Consider the following 19,455-nt stretch of genomic DNA (forward strand, 5'->3'; position numbering starts at 1 on the left):
GCAGTAAATATACATAAATTATGGAGTCCACATGGCACTTATTGAAGTACGCGATTTAAAAAAATACTATAAGGTTGGCGGCAATGTTATAAAGGCGCTAGATGGGATAAATCTCGATATTGAAAAAGGAGAATTTATTGCCCTACTGGGTACAAGTGGGTCTGGTAAATCAACCCTATTAAATATGCTAGCAGGCCTAGAATATCCCAGCAAAGGATCTATAAAATATGGCAATATAGTTTTAAATGAGCTAAAAGAGACTGATATTACAAAATTTCGTAATTTAAATATAGGTTTTGTCTTTCAGTCCTATAATCTCTTGCCATATCTTACAGCCTGGGAAAATGTGTCTTTACCTTTAACCTTTAAAGGGATTGATAAAAATGAACGCAAGGAAGAAGCCTATAAAATTTTAAAACAAGTAGGCCTTGAAAACAGGATGAATAATAGGCCCAACGAATTATCCGGTGGCCAGCAGCAAAGAGTATCCATTGCTCGTGCCTTTGTAGGTACACCAAAAATAATTTTTGCCGATGAACCTACAGGAAATCTTGATACTAAAACAAGTTTTGAGGTCATGCAGCTAATAAAGGATATCACAAGAAAGAACAAACAAACTTTTATCATGGTAACTCATGATGATGAAATGACAGAATTTGCTGATAGAACACTTTTTATGAGAGATGGAAAGATAAGAAAGATCCACAAAAATTTAACTATTGATGAGGTTTTAGAAGATGACATACTACCAACAAATAAATAATGGCGATCAAAATACAGGGGCGGATGCAGCTACTGAGGTAAACGACTCCCCAGTCCAAGTTAGAAATCAGCCTAAATTAATAATTTCAAACTATACAATAAGCCCAAAAACTGTTGAGGCAGGCGAAGACTTTAACCTAGCCTTTACCCTTTATAATACAAATAATAAAAATACTATTTATAACCTGAAAGTAAGCATCGACCAGCAACTAGCAGCCCAACCTCAAGCCAGTGGTGAAAATAATGCTCTAGTAAGCGATGGATCAGTTTTTGCTCCAGTGGATACATCAAATAGTTTTTATGTATCAGCCCTTTACCCACGGAATACTACAACTAAATATGTAAATATGAAAGTAAATCCAAATGCGGTTGCAGGAAACTATGTCATAGGCCTAACCTTAGAATATGAAGACTATGATGGTAATCAATACCAAACTAAAGAATCAATTGGCATCCCAGTTGTCCAAAGGGCAAATGTAACTATTGGCGAAGTAAAGCATGAAGACTTAATGGCAGGCGGACAAACCCAAGTAAGTGTAAATATTTATAACACAGGAAAAGATAATTTAAACACCTTTATGTGTGATGTAATTGGTAAGGGTTTTACTATAGATAATGATAGAAAATTTATAGGAAATTTTAATTCTGGAACTACAGAAACTTTCACCTTCAATGTAACCCCAGAACGTGAGGGAGAAGTAGAAGGTAAAATTATGCTAAGTTATGCAGATTCTGCAGGAAATATGCACACCCAAACCAAAGATTTTTATGCAGATGTAACTGGTATGGGAGCAGAAGATATGGAGGGCGGCATGATAGAAGATCCTGAAACTGGAGAAATGATTCCGGTTGATCAAGGGATGAATCAAGATGCAAATGAAAGCGGTAGCTTACTATCATCTCCATTTTTATGGATTGGATTAATAATTATCCTAGCCTTAGTTGCACTTTTACTTAGAAAACGCAATAAAAATAAAAAAGATGAGGAGCTAATAATAGACGATGAGGATATCTGATAGATTTATCATGGCCCTTAGAAATCTGTGGCGCAGGAAATCTAGGACGATCCTTACTATCTTATCAGTAGTCATAGGCTCCACATCCATAATTTTGATGCTAGCCTTTGCGCAAGGAATTTCTAATTCACAAAAAGAAATGATAGAGTCTTTTCAAGGGCTTACTTCTATAAATATCATAGATGAAAGTGGTGCCGGCTTAGATATAAATGATTCAGTTATAAACAAGCTAAAAAATATTGAGAATGTAAAGGCAGTTGTTCCTAGTAAAAATATTTATGCAGATTTTAAAATAGTAGATAATGATGAATATGAAATAGATGGTTCAATAAATGTCGTACCAGATAATATTTTTTCCTTGCTAACAGATGATATGTTAGAAATGGGAAATATACCTAACCCATCCGAGAATGACACCATTCTTTTAGGACCAAATATTGCAGCAAGTAAAATGACTGACACAGGTGATGGCGGATTTTATGCAGAACCTGTGGAAGACTTTGACTATCTAGATAATGAATATTTTATCCGCCTAGGATACAAAGATGAAAGTGAAGATGATGGGGTAAATTTTGGTAAAGAAGAAAATCCTTTAGATAGCGAAGGTAAAGAAATAAACAAACCCCAAACTGTGGATGTACCTATAAAAGTTGCAGGTAAATTAAATAACACTTCAATATTAAATAGTTGGGGATCATATATTTCAGAATCTACCTATAAAAAACTAAAAGAAGAAGATGATAAATTAGCCACTCCAACCCTAAACCAAGACTTTGATGAGCAAGGAAATCCTATCCAAACAACCGATGATAAGATAAAATATGACAATCTCCAAGTTGTAGTAGATAAGCCTGAAAATGTAAAACAAGCTGAGCAAGACATCAGAAAACTAGGTTATCAGACAAATTCTATGGCTGAAGCGAGTAAAGAGATAGAAAGTCAAACCAATACTATTATGATGATTTTAGGTGGTATAGGATCCATTGCCTTTATAGTATCTGCCATAGGTATTATAAATACAATGCTTATGAGTATCTATGAACGTCAAAAAGAAATAGGGGTTATGAAAGTAATAGGAGCCTCCATTTCTGATATCCAAACCATGTTTTTAATAGAATCTGGTTTTATAGGATTTTTTGGAGGAGTCCTTGGCCTTTTAATTTCTCTTTTAGTGGGTAATATAATTAACAACGCCTTTGCAGGCATGAATCCTGATATGGTAAGTAAAATAATAATCATACCAGCATGGCTAGCTTTAGTTGGAGTAGGATTTTCAGCCTTAGTTGGAGTACTCGCAGGATATCTACCAGCTAGACGAGCTACAAAACTATCTGCCATTGATGCTTTAAGGGCAAATTAAGGAGGATATTATGAAAAAATTTGTACCAATCATGGCCTTATCATTGGCCCTAGTCGGGTGTAACAATACTGATGCCCCAGCTAATGAAGTAAGCCCACAAGAAAAAGTAGAAACAAATGAAGATAATGATAGTACTCAAGTAATAGATGTAAAAAAAGCAGAAGATAATAAAGAAAATAGCGAAGAAGCTGAAAATACAGATAGCAAAGAAGTAGAGCAAACAGAAGACTCCGAAAACGATCAAAAAGAAGAAGATGAAGAAAAAACAGAGGAAGAAACTGAAGATAAAGAAGTTTCTGATGAGGAAGTCAATAAAGATGACTTATTCTTTAACCCACTAGGACCATTTTCAAGCGTAAATGAGAATGGAGTACTTGTAGATGAAAATGGAAATGAAATAACAATTGATAATACAGACCATTATGATTATGTAAAATACACTAACAATGTCTTTGTAAAATCTAAAAGTGATATTTATGACCAAGTCTTAATTGTGAGAATGAATGATAAAAATGTAGAGACCCTATTTGAATTCCCTGGAGTTGATGATTTTAGACCACTGGGTATGATTGGTGATAGGATTTATGGTTTTCATCAAAAGCAAAGTAAGGCTGAGATAAATGGAACACCTACCTTAGATACAGAAAAATCTGCAATTGGTTATGTAGATTTAGCTACTGGTGAAGTACACGATTTTGAAGCAACAGTTGATGAACTAACAGGTGGGGCTGTAGTAATTGATGGCGAATTACAATTTACCAAACCTGGTGATAACAGCGAGCAAGATGCTTATAATTATGATTTGTACAAGCTAGATTTATCAAAAGGAGATGACCAAGAAGCAGAGTTGGTTGAAAAAGATTTTAATCTGCAGTATTTATTTGGACAAAAAAGATTTGAAAATGGTAATCCAGTTTGGAAAATATATAGGGCAGATAACGATAACCTTTATGCCAACGACCAAGAGTTTCCATTCCTATGGGCAGAACAAGGTATGCAAGAGATTATAGGAAACAATATCTTTTATTATGAGTCAAGTGAATCTGAAGATAGATTATCTAGACCAATTAAGGTCATAAATATGACAAGTGGAGAAACTGTTTTAGACACTCAAATTAGGGGTTTAAAAATTTCAAACAATAAGCTTTATTATATAAATACAGACAATGAGCTAGAGTCAGTTGATATAGAACTTTAAATATAAAATGAAAATTAGAACCACAAATGTGGTTCTTTTCTTATATTTCATAGTATAATGAATTTATGAAAAGATTTAAGATTTTGTTGGGATTTTTATTTGTTTTTCTTGTAGGATGCCAGACTACTACTCCAAATGTCACCCTTACAGGAGATCCTATGGATACAAACAAAGTGCAAATATACTATGACCCAATTGATAAAAAACTAGTAAAATTTAATCCAAATGGCAATCAAAGTGAAACAATCAATAAAGCCGATAGCGATTTTGCCTATGATATAAATAATGCAGACAATCTTTTTGTTATGGGTGATAGTGCAAATCATAAATACAAATTAGTAGAAATCGAAGAAGAAGAGGTTAAGACCCTTCACGAATTTAACCAAGGGGAGGAAATATTTCCAATAGGTTATAATAATGGAAGTATTTACTTTATCCATAGTTTCTATGATAAAAATGGTGAAGATAAAGATAAACGAACCATAAGTCTCATTGACCTGAAAGAGTTTAACATAGCTGATATAGAAAGTGTTGGAGGATTTTTGACAGATGGGATTGTCAGTCCAAATAATATTTATTACACAGTTTTTAATAGCGAAAATAATTATTATGAACTTCACAGAAAATCTATCGAAGAAGGCAAAAAGGGCGAGGCTCCTGAGCTAATTAGTGTGGGTTATGAAACTCCAGAAGTTTATTTATCCAAAGACTTAGAAAATGAAAAGGAAATTATAAGTCTTTATGCTTCTGATAAAACCAGGATATATTCTAAAGATGAGTCGTGGGATAAGCACCAGGCCAATTATTTTACCCCAACTTCTGTAATAGGAATAGATAAAAATCCAGATGGAACTATGAAAATTACCTTTATGGATAAAAGAACTCGCGAAGAGATTAATGAAGTAGAGGATGTAGTTGGCATCCGTTTTGAAAATAATACTATAGTTGTAGCAACTTCAAAAACTGGAGCAAGCAAGTATTAAAAAAAGACCACAAATTAGTTTTTGTGGCCAACCACCAAGACATAGGGTGGGTTGTTGATTTTATTTACAAAATTCATTTTTAAAACTGTATATTTCTTATAATCAAGATTTGCTGAAAATTCAGTGATTTTTTCAGATTCTAGCTCACCTGCTGGATGACCTGGATAGACTGTTATAAAAATTTTGCCCCTAGGACTTAAAATTTCTAGGGATTTTTTTATGGCAGTAATTGTGCTATCCCATGTTGTAGTAATATTTTTATCACCCTTGGGTAAATAACCTAGGTTAAAGATTACTAAATCAACTTTTTGCTTTATATATTTATCTATATTAGCGTGGCTATCTAGGATAAAGGTAAAGTTTTCTTTATCACCCAGTAAATTTTTTGTACTTTCCTGAGCCATTTTTTGGATATCAAAGGCAAAAAGTTTTTTTGGCTTTAGCTTATCTAAAATAAATTTAGAATCGTGTCCGTTTCCTGCGGTCATATCTACTGCTATATTTATATCTTTTTCTCTTAAAAACAATTCTTTTATTATTTCTGTTGCATGATCTATCATTCTAAGTTCCCGTAAAATTCATCTCGTCCGTCAATTTTGGTGAAAAATTTGGAATCAGCTATATTTTTATTTACCGGCAGTCCCATCCTGTGCATTTCATTGAGCTTAAAGACCATGAGATTTACATTTACATCATAGAGGCTAGCTAGTTGGTGGTAGGTGTAGCCTTCTTTGATGTCTTCCATTAGTTTTTTTTCGTCTAAAAGCAAGTGGGCTGCAAAAATATTGGCCTCAATTTCCATTTCTGTATTGATGTCAAAAAGTTCGTACTCTGCAAAACCATCTTTGGCCTGACTCTGGTGGTAAATATCATGGCCTAGTTCGTGGGCTAGAACCATATTTATTATTCTTTCATCTACAAAAGGATTGTAAAATACAAAACGGTTTCGCATAATTATCTTATACATACCTAATATAGTTGTAGGGGATGAGAAAGGAATTATAAAAACACCACGACCTTCTAATATTTCCTTAGGATCACGAGTTTTGTATTTTTCTATCAAATTTTGACTATCCGTATAGATTTTATCATAAGAAGATAACATTATTTTCTCTTACCTGCTCCATACTTTTTATTTTCATTTTTTGCTATATAGTAAGCTTCGCTAATAGCATCAAGGATTGCTTTTTTATCCTTTTCTGGTAAGTCTCCACCAGCCATAAGCCCTATGACGCCTTGGACTAACTCTTCAGCATCACGACCAGCAGCATTTCCATATCTTTCTCTAGCTGATAAAACAAAGTCTTCTTCATCAGTTACTAAATAATCGTGGCTAGTATCGAGTGCTTCTGCTAGGGCATCGTAAGTTTTTCTATATCTAGGTTTAGATTGGCCAGCCTCATAGCGGGATATGGTTTTTAGGGAAACATCACACATGTTTGCAAGTTCTTCTTGGGTTAGATTTTTTGCTTCTCTTAGATCTCTTAATTTGTTAGCAAATGCCATTATATCTCCTTTAGTCAGTAAGTGACTGTTAATTTTATAATTTTCCTTGACATAAGACTTCTAATGTCTTACAATAATTCTAAAGTCATTTAATGTCTTAATTATACATTAATAGTCATCTAAAATCAATAGGAGTTTTTATGAAAAGAGTAATACTACATTCTGATATGAACGCTTGCTATGCATCTATCGAAGCAAAACTAAACCCAAAATTAAAGGGCATACCCATGGCCGTTGCAGGCAGTCCAGAAAATCGCCATGGCATTATCCTTGCTAAAAGTGAAGAAGCAAAAAAAATGGGAGTTAAAACTGGAGAGCCAATCTGGCAGGCCCAAGCCAAGTGTCCAAATATAACCCTAGTGCCACCTCATTATGAAGAATATTTAAAACATTCTAAAATGGCTCGTGATCTTTATTACGAATACACCAACCAAGTAGAACCCTTTGGCCTTGATGAGTGTTATCTAGACGTGACAGGCACTACCCATCTTTTTGGGTCTGGAGAAGAAATTGCTAATGAGATTAGAAAACGAATGAAAGAAGAATTAGGGATATCAGTAAGCATTGGAGTTAGTTTTTGTAAAATATTTGCAAAACTTGGCAGTGATATGAAAAAACCTGATGCAGTTACGATAATAAGCGAAGATAACTTTAAAGAAAAAGTCTGGCCTTTAGGTGTCCGTGAAATGGTAGGCATAGGTAAAGCTACAGAAAGCAAATTAAATAAAATTGGTATTTTTACTTTAGGTGACCTAGCCAAAGCTCCAGTTGATATGTTAAAAAATCTTTTGGGAATAAATGGTGTCTACCTCTGGCAATATGCAAATGGCCTAGATGTCCGCCCAGTAGTAGACCGCGATCACACAGAACCTATAAAATCTATTGGCAATAGCTCAACTTGCAAACGAGATTTAAATAATAATAAAGAAGTTTTTAATGTCATGCAAGAGCTTTCCTTTTCTGTTTCTAAAAGATTAAGAGAAGCAAAACTTGAAGCATGCGGGGTAGAAGTTTATGTTAGAAATAATGAATTGCAAAGCTGGAATTTTGCGGCGCCCTTGGAAATGGCTAGCCAAAGCTCCATTATTCTAGTAAAAAGTGCTATGGAAACTTTTAAAGAAAAATACAAGTGGGCCCTGCCAGTCCGAGCTGTAGGTATAAGGGCTATCAAATTGCGAAATGAAGGTGGAGGCAGCCAAATGGATGTATTTTTAAACCACGAAAATTTTAAGAAAAGCGAAGACATAGACACCACCCTTTATAATATAAGAAAAAAATACGGTAAGGATTCTATAACTTTTGCAGCTCTCAAGCGTGATATAGGACTTCCAAGTGATCTTACAGAAATAGTCACCCTACCAGCCCGTCATTATAATATGTAAAATGGGTAAGAGTATATAAAGAAATAAAAAAAGAGGTGAGGTCATGCCCTTTGATAGAAGAAATTATCCAAACTCAATGAAAAATTTGGACAAAGAAGTCCGCGATAAGGCAATTGATATAACAAATGCTATGCTTAAAGAAGGTTATGATGAAGATAATGCTATCCCTATAGCTATTTCTCAAGCCAAAGATTGGGTAAATGATGCCAGCAATGAAGAATTAAAAGAAATTCGTAAAAAAGATTTAAAAGACCATAAAAAATCTGCTAGCAAATCCGGTGCCCGCTTGCAAGATGCTGATGTAGAAGTTTCTTACAATTATGATGAAGAAAAATGGCAAGTAAAATCAAAAAAAGCTAGCCAGGTAGAAGGTTATTATGATAGCAAAAAAGAAGCCATAGCTAGGGCGGAGGAAATTGCGGAAAACAGAGAAAGTAAGGTAATCACAAAAACCAAGGAGGAGTCAAAGTGAGTGAACTAAGTAGAAAATTATTAGAAGAATTTGAAAGCCAAGGTTACGATATAAATCAAATAGCAGCAGAAATTGATAAATTAAAAGTAGAAGTAATTAGAGATTTTCTAAAAAAATCAGATGATAATAAAGTATACGTAATAAAAAGAAGTGGGAACTTAGAAGAATACATTCCAGACAAAATAGCAAGGTCAATTAAAAATGCAGCAGACCGCAACGGCAAGCAAATAACCAGCTCAGATGTTGAAATTTTAATGCAAGATATAGAAAAAAGTATTGAATCTTTAAATAGAAAAGTATTTAGAACAGATGAAATCAAGGAATTTGTAAAAAATGCCTTAGTAGAGGAAGGCTATAGCCAAATTTATGATTCATACGTATCATATGTACAAGCACAAAACTAAACTCAATCGCAAGATTGAGTTTTTTTAAGGAGAAAAAATGGACATAAAAATAATAGCAGTAGGGAAAATCAAAGAAAAATTTTACAAAGAAGCCATAAATGAGTACCTAAAAAGAATGCAGGCCTATAATAAAATAGAAATAATAGAAGTACCCGACGAACAAGCTCCAGAAAATTTATCAGATAAAGAAATCGAACAAGTAAAAGAAAAAGAAGGGGAAAGAATACTAGGAAAAATAGAAGATAGCGACTATGTGGTAAGTCTAGAAATCCTAGGCAAACAAGTAGATAGTGTAGAATTTGCAAAATTTATAGAAAATGAGATGCAAGAGGGTTTTGGTAGAAACCTAGTGTTTGTAATAGGTGGTTCAAATGGACTTTCAAAAGAAGTAAGCAATCGTTCAAACTACAAATTATCATTTTCAAAAATGACCTTCCCCCATCAGTTAATGAGAGTTGTTCTAATTGAGCAGATTTATAGGGGTTTTAGAATAATAAACGGGCATCCGTATCATAAGTAGTCCCACCATCATGGGTGACAGAGCTTTGCTCTGTCATCTGCGAGATGAACGTAGAAGCTTTGCTTCAAGTGAGTCCGCAGAACTAAGCGAGGGCGCAAGCCGAGCGCACTACATTTTATATGTGGGTGGCAGAGCTTTGCTCTGTAAAGTAAATAAGCTTATAAATATTAAATTTTAGATTGAATTATGTAATAATAGATACTTCCCAACGAGCAACGCAAGTTACCTCATTGTCATCTCGACCGCAGCGAAGCGGAGTGGAGAGATCTATCTAAGAGTCAGACATTCCAAACCGTGGTTAAAAAATATATTAAATTAACATCTTAAGGCTATAAAACACATAAGTCAAAGAAAGATTTCTCCATTCCGAAAATCAAAGATTTTCTCCAGTCGAAATGACAATGGCGAGAACCTAGATTTATTTAGTAAATAATCTTACCAACTGAGTACTTTCCAACCAGTAAGTAAGGCTATAACAATAGAACAAATAAGATACTCTATTGAAATCTCGACCACATAAAAGCCCATTGATTTTGGGCTTTTATGCCGAAAATCTAGTGCGGTAGCACAGAGGAGCTTCTTTGAAGCGAGTTTTCGTAGCGAAGCGAAGTGGAGAGATCTACCAGAGAGCTAAACATTCCAAATCACAGTTAAAAAAATATATCAAATTAACATCTTAAGTCTATAAAACACTTAAGACAAAGAAAGATTTCTCCATTCCGAAAATCAAAGATTTTCTCCAGTCGAAATGACAAAAGGGAGAATAAAGTCGATTCAGAAATTAATCTTACAAATATCCACTACAAGTTCTAATGCAAGTTAAAGTAAATAATAAACTTTCCAATAATAAACGAATACCACCACACAGTGATTTCGAGTACATAAAAAGCACATAAGTATTACCTATGTGCTTATTATTTATCTTCTTAGTAAATTTTATATCTATACCTACTCAAACAAACTTAAATACTTTCCGTATCCTTCTTTTTCCAAATCTTCTTTAGGCACAAATCTTAAAGCAGCACCATTAATGCAATATCTTAACCCACCTAATTCTTGTGGGCCGTCTGGGAAAACATGACCTAGGTGGCTGTCGACATTTTTACTTCTTACTTCTGTTCTTACCATGCCGTGGGATAGGTCTTCTTTCTCATTTATTTCTGTCCCCTCAACTGGTTTTGAAAAGCTTGGCCAACCGCAGCCTGCATTGAATTTATCCTTGCTTGAGAAAAGTGGCTCCCCAGATATTTTATCTACATAAATCCCTTCTTCATAAAAGTCATCATATTCTGATGAGAAAGGTCTTTCTGTGCCTGCATTTTGGGTTACTTCATATTCTAAATCTGTAAGTTTTTCTCTAAGTTCTTCATCACTTGGTTTTTTATACATATTATTCTCCTTCATCTTTTTATTATTTTTACCCATTTTATAGATTTGATTTTTTAACTAAAGGTAGTACATTATAATTGTAATTAGCAATTAGCACCATCGAGTGCTAAGAGTATTAAACTAAGGAGTTAAATATGCAATTAAAACCTATCGGAGATAGAGTAGTTATAAAAAAAGCAGAAGCTGAAAAGACAACTCAATCAGGTATCGTGCTTCCAGAAAGTGCTCAAGAAAAACCTGTTTATGCAGAAGTTGTAGCTATTAGTGAAGATATTTTAAATGATGAAAAGAAAAAAAATTCTCTTTCTGTAGGGGATAAGGTAATTTATTCTCAATATTCAGGAACAGAAGTTAACTTAGATGATACAGATTATATAGTTGTAAAATATATTGATATTTTAGCAGTTGTAAAATAGTTTATAGGAAGGATAGATAATTATGGCAAAAGAAATTAATTATGGAAAAGATGCCCGTGATGGTTTAGAACGTGGTATTGATAAACTTGCAGATGCTGTAAAAGTTACTCTTGGACCAAAAGGACGTAATGTAGTTATAGATAAGTCTTATGGTGCACCAACAATTACAAACGACGGTGTAACTATTGCCCAAGAAATCGAACTTGAAGATAGATTTGAAAATATGGGAGCTCAACTTGTAAAAGAAGTTGCTACAAAAACAAACGATGTTGCAGGTGATGGTACAACAACAGCTACTGTTCTTGCTCAAGCAATTATCAAAGAAGGTCTTAAAAACTTAGCAGCAGGTGCAAACCCAGTTGTTTTAAATAAAGGACTTAAAAAAGCGACAGATGTAACAGTTGATTACATCAAAGAAAATAGCCGAGACATTGTAGATAAACAAGCTATCGAAAATGTTGGTACAATCTCATCAGCAGACCCAGAAATTGGTAAATTTATTGCAGATGCTATGGAAAAAGTAGGCAATGATGGGGTAATTACAGTTGAAGAATCAAGAACAACTGATACCTACTTAGATGTTGTTGAAGGTATGCAATTTGACAAAGGATATTTATCACCATACATGGCAACAGATAATGAAAAAATGGTTGCAGAACTTGATGATCCATATATCTTATTAACAGATAAAAAAGTTTCAAATATCCAAGATTTACTACCATTACTAGAACAAATTGTCCAAGAATCACGTCCATTATTAATTATTGCAGATGATGTAGATGGCGAGGCACTTACAACCCTTATCTTAAATAAATTAAGAGGAACATTTAACGTTGTAGCAGTAAAAGCACCAGGCTATGGTGATAGACGTAAGGCAATGCTTGAAGATATTGCAATTCTTACAGGTTCAACAGTTATTTCAGAAGACTTAAACATGGACCTAAAAGATACAGATATTTCTATGCTAGGATCTGCTAAAAAAGTTAAAGTTGATAAAGATAATACAACAATTGTTGAAGGAAAAGGCGACAAAAATGCCCTAGAAGAAAGAGTAAGCCTAATCCGCCAACAAATTGAGTCTGAAGAAAGCTCATATGAAATAGAAAAACTACAAGAAAGAGTAGCAAAACTTGCAGGTGGTGTTGCAGTAATTAACGTAGGTGCAGCAACAGAAACAGAAATGCAAGAAAAGAAATACAGAATCGAAGACGCTTTATCAGCAACAAGAGCAGCAGTAGAAGAAGGTATTGTTGCAGGTGGTGGAGTAGTTTTAATCGGAGCTATCAAAAAAGTTGCAGATTTAAAAGAAAACTTAGAAGGTGACGAAAAAACAGGTGCAGCAATCATAGAAAAAGCCCTAGAAGCACCACTAAGACAAATAGTAGAAAATGCAGGAATGGACGGATCAGTTATAGTTCAAAACGTAAAAGAATCCGATAAAGACCAAGGTTACGATGCATATAACGATGAATATGTAAATATGTTTGATGCAGGTATCGTAGAACCAACAAAAGTAACCAGAAGCGCCCTACAAAACGCAGTAAGCGTATCAGGAATGATACTAACAACAGAAGCAGCAGTGGCAGATATACCAAAAGAAGAACCAGAAATGCCACAAATGCCTATGTACTAAGAAAGCCCGTCCGGCCAGGAGAGGACCCTCCATGGAATGGTCGCAGGAGCGAAGCGACGAGAAACGCCTGGCCGGCTTCCCTAGAGGCCTCGCGAGTTTTCTGGATTCGCAAAGCTCATCTCAGAAATGAAAAATACTTCGTATTTTCCACCCGAAAATTCCGGGACTAGCGCGAAACAACCGCAGAAGCGAAGCGCCGAGGACAAAAATTCAAGCGGTGCCTGAGTGATTAAAATCCTGCCCGGCGTCCTTAGAGCACCCGTGAGTTTTCTGGATTCGCAAAGCTCATCTTAGAAATGAAAAATACTTTGTATTTTTCACCAAAAAATTCTGGGACTAGCACGGAAAACCGCAGCGAAGTAAGGACAAAAAGCCCAACGGCGTTTGAGTGATTAAACTCCAAAAGCTTAGTTTTCTATAAGACTAGTGAGTTTTAAAATTTACTAGATTACTATAACTAAGCAAATGAAATCATAATAAAACACACAAAAAAACACCCTAACTGGGTGTTTTTATTTTGCCTGTAAATCAGTTATCTTATAAGGCAGTGACATTTTATATTTGTTATAAATATGTTATAATAACCATGGTACATAATAGTGATTAAGGATATAGTAAATCATTTTACCATATTACTTTATCACACTATCTTGTATATCTATGCTAACAAACGTTTTCTAGTTTGTTATAGTTAGATAAAATATTTTATAGGAGGAATTTATGGAAAAAGAACTTTCTAGCAAGAAACCCTTTGGGTTTTATGCGGCGTGTATTGCTTTTTCACTGGAACGCTTTGCCTTTTACTCAGCAAAATGGTTGATGACAGTTTTTGTTGCTGCATCTATCATGGATGGTGGGCTAGGTCTTAGCACTGGTGAAGCTGCAAGAATGAGTGCAAACCTTGTTGCATTTACTTATTTATTGCCACTATTTGGTGCTTACATATCAGACTATCTAGTAGGAGCTAGATATTTAATACCTATTGGTTTATCCCTTATGGGAGCAGGATATTTAGTGGCATGGCAGGCAACTAGTGCCACTGCAATAAATATCATGGTTATTTTAGTTTCTATAGGTACAGGACTTTTTAAATCACAAAATAATGCGATAATCGGTAGATTATTTACTGATAAAAGCAAGCTTGATGAGGCCTATTCTACCCAATATTCTTTTGTAAATATTGGATCTTTTATAGGAACTACTATAATTGGTATCTTAGCGGCTAAATACGGCTACAGATTTAGTTTCTTAGTTTGTGCGATTATTGTATTTATAGATGCTATTTGGTACATAGTAAACTACAAAAACTTTGGCAATGCTGGTAAAAAACCATTTAAAATTAATGAAAATGCTGATCCAAATGAAGCTGTAAATGAGGAAAAAGTACCTTTAACAAAACTTGAGAAAAATAGAATTTTTGCTATTATCCTAGTTTCATTTTTCTCAATCATTTTCTGGATATTCTGGTACTTAGCATCCCTACCAGTATTATTCCACTGGGCTGGAGAAACTGCAGCAGCAGATTGGACTATAGGTTCATTTGAAGTACCAACAGCTTGGTTTGACTCCCTAAATGCTATTTTATGTATCATCCTTGGACCAATCCTTGGAGCTTATTGGACTAAAAAAGCAAAATCTCCAAAAGGAGACTTTAATATGTTCCAAAAAACAGCCCTAGGTATATTTTTACTAGGTTTATCTTATATAGTTTTTGGTGCAGCAGAAGTAGTACGTGGTAATAGCCAAGCGTCACTAATGTGGATTATAGTTTTTGGTATATTACTAACTCTTGGAGAAATGGTATTTTCACCACTTGGGAACTCATTTATAGCTAAATATGCTCCACCAAAACTTATTACAACCATGATGAGTGTATGGGTTGTAGCAGTATTTTTCTCAGGAAAATCTTATGGTGCTATTTATGAATTTACTCAACAATTCCCATTTGATAAGGTAATGTTTACTATTGCTGCAATTGCAATTATATCTGCAGCTATTCTTTGGATATTTAGTAATAAACTACAAAGACTTGTAGAACCAAACGAAGCTGATAGAAGAGAATATGCAAAGCTTCATGGCAAAGAAAATACCAATAAAGACCAAACAATGACCTTTGAATCAGAAGATAAAGATAACTAAGGAGTTATAAAATGACTGATAGATTTAAAAGAGTTTTAGACAAGATGGAAACAGAGGGTTTAGAGCAAATTATTGTTACAGATCCTATTGCTATTTATTATTTAATCGGCAAAAAAATTAATCCAGGCGAAAGAATGCTCGCTCTTTATCTAAATACAGATGGGGATAAAAAGCTTGTTATAAATGAACTTTTTCCTCAAGAAGGAGACCTTGGAGTAGATTTAATCTGGTATAACGATATAGAAGATCCAATTGATTACCTAGCCAAAGAAATAAAAGATTATGAAAAAATAGGTATAGATAAAACTTGGCCATCTGGATTTTTATTAAGATTACAAGAAAGATTTCCAGATAAAAAGTATGTAAACTCATCCCTTTTAATCGATGAAGTGCGTCAGATAAAAGATAGCGAAGAAATTGATTTGATGAGAGAATCTTCTAGAATCAATGATGAAGTCATGGATGAAGTTATTCCTTGGGTTACAAAGGGGCTTACAGAAAAAGAACTATCAGCAAAGGTAAAAGAAATTTATAAAAATCATGGCATAGAAGAAGTTTCCTTTGAGCCAATAACAGCCTACGGAAAAGGCGGAGCTGATCCTCACCATGAAACAGATAATTCTAAAGGAAACCTAGGCGATAGCGTAGTTTTAGATATCGGTGGCTTTTATAAGGGCTATGCCTCAGATATGACAAGAACAGTTTTTATCGGAGAAGTATCTGATAAAGCGCGTGAAGTTTATGAAATAGTAAAAGAAGCTAATCTTCGCGGTATAGAAGCAGCAAAACCTGGCAATAAAATGAGTGATGTAGATAAAGCCTGCCGTGATTATATAGAAGAAAAAGGCTATGGAAAATATTTTACCCACAGAACAGGCCACTCAATAGGTCTAGAGGACCACGAATATGGTGATGTTTCTAGTGTAAATGATGCAATTATAAAACCAGGACAAATTTTCTCAGTAGAACCAGGCATTTATTTAATGGATGAAGGCATTGGTGTAAGGATAGAAGATTTAGTAATCATCACAGAAGATGGCAATGAAGTTATAAATCACTATACAAAAGATTTAATTGTGGTAGATATAGATGATTAATGAAGGCTATATGTCTTTTAAGGATTATAAAACTTATTATAGAATTGTAAATCCGGAAGGCAAGAAAACTCCACTGATATTAATCCACGGAGGACCAGGGTCAACCCACAATTATTTTGAAGTTTTTGATGACTTTGCCTATAAAAATGACAGGCCAATAGTAATGTATGATCAAATTGGCTGTGGCAATTCTTTTGTAGATGGTGATGAAGATTTATTTAATGCAGATGTTTGGATGGAGGAATTAATTTCTCTAAGAGATCATCTAAAATTAGATGAGGTTCACATCTTAGGCCAATCTTGGGGTGGCATGCTTTTGATTTTATATGCCTTAACTAAACCAAGGGGTGTAAAATCAATTATTTTATCATCCACCCTTTCTTCTGCAAAACTTTGGAGAAGTGAGCAGCTTAGAAGAATATCTTACATGGATGAAGAGTACAAAATTCCGCTTTTAAAAGCAGAAAAAACGGGCGACTATGATTCAAAAGAATATCAAAAAGCCCTGGATGTTTTCATGGAAAAATACTCAGCAGGCCCATACGGGGAAAATGATCCAGAATGTCTTACTAGAAAAAAGAAATCAGGAGCAAAATCCTATGTAGTAGGATGGGGAGAAAATGAATTTTCTCCAACAGGAACTCTAGCAGGTTTTGAAGTGACAGATAGGCTACATGAAATAGCAATCCCAACTTTAATTACAAGTGGGGCAGAGGACTTATCTTCACCAATCATTGCAAAAACTATGCACGATGAGATTAAAAACTCAAAATGGGAACTTTTTGCCAATTCTCGCCACATGCCCTTTGTAGATGAGCATGACAATTACAAAAAAGTATTAGAAAAATGGCTTTATAAAGTAGAAAGTTAAAAATATTAAGCAGGTAATTGATAAAATTGCCTACTTTTTTGTGTTATAATCGTAAAAAAGGATGCTTTAAAAAGAAGGAGAGATTTATGGATGTTTACGAAAAAGCCTTAGAAAAACACAGAGACTGGCAGGGGAAAGTAGGGACTGATGTAAAGGCAAAAGTTACAAACCGAGAAGAATTAACCTTTGCCTACACGCCAGGAGTTGCAGAACCTTGCAGAGAAATTGCCAAAGACGAAACAAAAGCTTATGAATATACATCAAAAGCAAACACAATTGCAGTTATTTCTGATGGATCTGCAGTATTAGGATTAGGTAATATCGGGCCAAAGGCTGCCCTGCCTGTTATGGAGGGAAAAGCAGTGTTATTTAAAGAATTTGGTGGAGTAAATGCTGTGCCAATAGTGCTTGATACCCAAGATGCAGATGAAATTATAGAAACCATAAAAAATATTGCTCCGGGATTTGGCGGTATAAACCTAGAAGATATTTCATCACCTAGGTGTGTGTATATTGAAGAAAAGTTAAAAGAAACCCTAGATATTCCAGTATTTCATGATGACCAACACGGTACAGCCATTGTAACAGTTGCAGCTTTGATAAATGCCCTAAAATTAGTTGATAAAAAGCCTCGTGATATCAAACTTGTAGTAAGCGGGGCAGGAGCAGCTGGATTTTCTTGTGCAAAACTTATCCATGATTTGGGAGTGAAAAATATAATAGTTTGTGATTCACGCGGGGCCATTAATAAGATGATGCTAAATTCTGGTAACCCAGTTAAGGCGCAAATTGCAGAAATGTTTAATCCAGATGATATAGAAGGGTCTGTAAGCGATGTTATAAAGGGAGCGGATGTTTTTATAGGGGTTTCTGCACCGGATATATTAGATGAAGAAGATATCAAAAACATGAATAATGATGCTATTGTATTTGCTATGGCAAATCCCATTCCAGAAATTGACTACCATGTGGCAAAAAAAGCTGGGGCAAGGATTGTAGCTACAGGTCGTTCTGATTTTCCAAATCAAATTAATAATGTCCTAGCTTTTCCAGGTATATTTAAAGGAGCCTTAGAAGCTCGCGCTCCACAAATAACAGACCAAATGAAAATGGCAGCAGCAAAAGCCCTAGCAGCCTTTGTTAAAGATGATGAATTAAATGAAAAATACATCATCCCTTCAGCCTTTGAACAGGGAATTGCAGAAGCTGTAAGTGATGCTATTAAGACTTTAAAATAATTGAAATGATAAGATAATTATAACGATAGATGTTTTTTAGAAAAATTGCGTGTTTGTTATTTACAAATATTGAGAGTGGTGATATATTTATTTTGTGATAGTTATCATTATGAGTTTATTAATTAGAATACTTTATTAGCTAGTAATTATAAAAATCATAAATTTATCTATGGGGAGATGATTGTTGCGTATTATAATTTGGATATCAAGTAATGCCATTATATTATAAAAAATAGGATGACACTATTAATAAAATGTAAATTCATAACAATTGGGATATTAATATCAATAAAAAAATAAAATATATTATGGTTTTGTAATCTTAATCTTGCTCCCTAAAGTTTCATATGCTCAAGAATCTTATAATGTCAGAATGAAAGTTAATAACAAAGATGGAGCAATTATTAATGTAGCTTCACAAGCTAATGCTCTAGATTCTCTAAGTCAAGCAGAAATAAAACAAATGCTTGACAGCAATAATTTAAGAGATGGTGGTACAATAACAATTCATAAAGTAAGTGATGGTATGAACCCTTGTATTCTAAATAATAATATAAGAAATATTAGTACGTTTAACAATGTGAGTACAAATTTATTCAGCGGATATAAATATAAAACTTCTAAAGTTTTAAGTTCAGAATATGCTGCTAATAATACTAGAGAGTTTAGAGTGCAATTTTACGCGAAAAAAGTATCATTCACTCAATATAAACTAAATAGTTCTAACAATCAAGTAATTGCTACTAAATCTGGAAAAGCTGCTGTACCTACACGTTTTGCTTTGTACGGTATTGATAGAAAATTAAAATGAGAGGTTCTCAAATGAAAAAAATAATAAGTATTCTTTTTATTATTTTATTCATATTTGGTTTGTATATGATAATTGAATCAGGCAGTGGAATGTTTGGTGATCATATATCATCAATAATATCTGGTGGTATACTTTCTGTATTTTCGGGTATATGGATCACTATTACACTACACTCTTTATTCAGAAAAAGTAATGATAAAAAAATTGATTAAAATAGATATGAAAGTAAAATAAAAGAAGAATGTTAAGGGACTGGTT

Annotated in this window: 20 protein-coding genes; 16 read left to right on the plus strand and 4 right to left on the minus strand. The window is 34.1% G+C overall.

The window, feature by feature from the left end; all coding sequences use genetic code 11:
* The first annotated feature begins 31 nt into the window (after window positions 1-31).
* The 5 genes from ACCQ40_RS07350 (at window position 32) to ACCQ40_RS07370 (ending at window position 5,319) form a co-directional block, all read left to right on the plus strand.
* Complete coding sequence (locus tag ACCQ40_RS07350; protein ID WP_410033212.1) at window positions 32-763, plus strand: ABC transporter ATP-binding protein; 732 nt, start codon at window positions 32-34, stop codon at window positions 761-763.
* A complete protein-coding gene (locus ACCQ40_RS07355) occupies window positions 738-1,778 on the plus strand; it encodes a COG1361 S-layer family protein (protein WP_410033213.1) in 1,041 nt (346 codons plus the stop codon). Before ACCQ40_RS07350 ends, ACCQ40_RS07355 begins: the two co-directional genes overlap by 26 nt.
* Window positions 1,765-3,138, plus strand: a complete 1,374-nt coding sequence (locus ACCQ40_RS07360) for an ABC transporter permease (RefSeq protein WP_410033214.1) — start codon at window positions 1,765-1,767, stop codon at window positions 3,136-3,138. The genes ACCQ40_RS07355 and ACCQ40_RS07360 overlap by 14 nt, the downstream gene beginning before the upstream one ends.
* Before the next feature lie 10 nt (window positions 3,139-3,148).
* Entirely contained in the window at window positions 3,149-4,336 is a 1,188-nt protein-coding gene (locus tag ACCQ40_RS07365) for a hypothetical protein (RefSeq protein ID WP_410033215.1), read from the plus strand.
* 158 nt (window positions 4,337-4,494) lie between these two features.
* A complete protein-coding gene (locus ACCQ40_RS07370; protein WP_410033216.1) occupies window positions 4,495-5,319 on the plus strand; it encodes a hypothetical protein in 825 nt (274 codons plus the stop codon).
* Between the two features lie 14 nt (window positions 5,320-5,333).
* Here ACCQ40_RS07370 and mnmM read toward each other — a convergent pair whose 3' ends face one another.
* The 3 genes from mnmM to ACCQ40_RS07385 are packed head-to-tail and all read right to left on the minus strand — an operon-like array spanning window position 5,334 to window position 6,825.
* Entirely contained in the window at window positions 5,334-5,879 is a 546-nt protein-coding gene (mnmM, locus tag ACCQ40_RS07375; RefSeq protein WP_410033217.1) for a tRNA 5-(aminomethyl)-2-thiouridylate-methyltransferase MnmM, read from the minus strand.
* The gene (locus ACCQ40_RS07380) at window positions 5,876-6,424 is read right to left on the minus strand and encodes an ImmA/IrrE family metallo-endopeptidase (protein ID WP_410033218.1); all 549 of its coding nucleotides are present in this window, start codon (window positions 6,422-6,424) and stop codon (window positions 5,876-5,878) included. Before ACCQ40_RS07380 ends, mnmM begins: the two co-directional genes overlap by 4 nt.
* A complete protein-coding gene (locus ACCQ40_RS07385; protein WP_115594778.1) occupies window positions 6,424-6,825 on the minus strand; it encodes a helix-turn-helix domain-containing protein in 402 nt (133 codons plus the stop codon). The genes ACCQ40_RS07380 and ACCQ40_RS07385 overlap by 1 nt, the downstream gene beginning before the upstream one ends.
* A 140-nt stretch (window positions 6,826-6,965) precedes the next feature.
* Between ACCQ40_RS07385 and dinB the strand changes: the two genes are divergently transcribed.
* Genes dinB through rlmH form a run of 4 tightly spaced genes read left to right on the plus strand, consistent with a single transcriptional unit; the run spans window position 6,966 to window position 9,603 of the window.
* The gene (gene dinB / locus ACCQ40_RS07390) at window positions 6,966-8,207 is read left to right on the plus strand and encodes a DNA polymerase IV (RefSeq protein WP_410033219.1); all 1,242 of its coding nucleotides are present in this window, start codon (window positions 6,966-6,968) and stop codon (window positions 8,205-8,207) included.
* 43 nt (window positions 8,208-8,250) lie between these two features.
* Window positions 8,251-8,679, plus strand: a complete 429-nt coding sequence (locus ACCQ40_RS07395) for a DUF2188 domain-containing protein (protein ID WP_410033220.1) — start codon at window positions 8,251-8,253, stop codon at window positions 8,677-8,679.
* Window positions 8,676-9,083, plus strand: a complete 408-nt coding sequence (locus ACCQ40_RS07400) for an ATP cone domain-containing protein (protein ID WP_394011066.1) — start codon at window positions 8,676-8,678, stop codon at window positions 9,081-9,083. Before ACCQ40_RS07395 ends, ACCQ40_RS07400 begins: the two co-directional genes overlap by 4 nt.
* Window positions 9,084-9,120: 37 nt before the next feature.
* Window positions 9,121-9,603 (plus strand): 23S rRNA (pseudouridine(1915)-N(3))-methyltransferase RlmH, encoded by a 483-nt coding sequence (gene rlmH, locus ACCQ40_RS07405; RefSeq protein ID WP_410033221.1) that lies wholly within the window; start codon window positions 9,121-9,123, stop codon window positions 9,601-9,603.
* A 948-nt stretch (window positions 9,604-10,551) separates the two neighbouring features.
* Here the strand turns inward: rlmH and msrB are convergent.
* Window positions 10,552-10,992: a peptide-methionine (R)-S-oxide reductase MsrB gene (msrB, locus tag ACCQ40_RS07410; RefSeq protein WP_410033222.1), complete on the minus strand. Its 441-nt coding sequence runs from the start codon at window positions 10,990-10,992 to the stop codon at window positions 10,552-10,554.
* 134 nt (window positions 10,993-11,126) lie between these two features.
* Between msrB and ACCQ40_RS07415 the strand changes: the two genes are divergently transcribed.
* The 7 genes from ACCQ40_RS07415 (at window position 11,127) to ACCQ40_RS07445 (ending at window position 19,197) form a co-directional block, all read left to right on the plus strand.
* Window positions 11,127-11,408, plus strand: a complete 282-nt coding sequence (locus tag ACCQ40_RS07415) for a co-chaperone GroES (RefSeq protein ID WP_410033223.1) — start codon at window positions 11,127-11,129, stop codon at window positions 11,406-11,408.
* 22 nt (window positions 11,409-11,430) lie between these two features.
* Window positions 11,431-13,041, plus strand: a complete 1,611-nt coding sequence (groL, locus tag ACCQ40_RS07420) for a chaperonin GroEL (RefSeq protein ID WP_410033224.1) — start codon at window positions 11,431-11,433, stop codon at window positions 13,039-13,041.
* Window positions 13,042-13,761: 720 nt separating this feature from the next.
* Window positions 13,762-15,180, plus strand: a complete 1,419-nt coding sequence (locus tag ACCQ40_RS07425; protein WP_410033225.1) for a peptide MFS transporter — start codon at window positions 13,762-13,764, stop codon at window positions 15,178-15,180.
* 11 nt (window positions 15,181-15,191) lie between these two features.
* Window positions 15,192-16,277, plus strand: a complete 1,086-nt coding sequence (locus tag ACCQ40_RS07430; RefSeq protein WP_410033226.1) for a M24 family metallopeptidase — start codon at window positions 15,192-15,194, stop codon at window positions 16,275-16,277.
* Window positions 16,270-17,148 carry a proline iminopeptidase gene (gene pepI, locus ACCQ40_RS07435; RefSeq protein ID WP_410033227.1) on the plus strand — a complete coding sequence of 293 codons (879 nt, stop codon included), beginning with the start codon at window positions 16,270-16,272 and terminating at the stop codon, window positions 17,146-17,148. Before ACCQ40_RS07430 ends, pepI begins: the two co-directional genes overlap by 8 nt.
* Before the next feature lie 86 nt (window positions 17,149-17,234).
* The gene (locus tag ACCQ40_RS07440; protein WP_410033228.1) at window positions 17,235-18,386 is read left to right on the plus strand and encodes an NAD(P)-dependent malic enzyme; all 1,152 of its coding nucleotides are present in this window, start codon (window positions 17,235-17,237) and stop codon (window positions 18,384-18,386) included.
* Between the two features lie 373 nt (window positions 18,387-18,759).
* Window positions 18,760-19,197 carry a hypothetical protein gene (locus ACCQ40_RS07445; RefSeq protein ID WP_410024536.1) on the plus strand — a complete coding sequence of 146 codons (438 nt, stop codon included), beginning with the start codon at window positions 18,760-18,762 and terminating at the stop codon, window positions 19,195-19,197.
* The last annotated feature ends 258 nt before the right edge of the window (window positions 19,198-19,455 follow it).

Origin of the sequence: Anaerococcus cruorum (assembly GCF_046365495.1) — a bacterium.
GTDB lineage: Bacteria > Bacillota > Clostridia > Tissierellales > Peptoniphilaceae > Anaerococcus > Anaerococcus cruorum.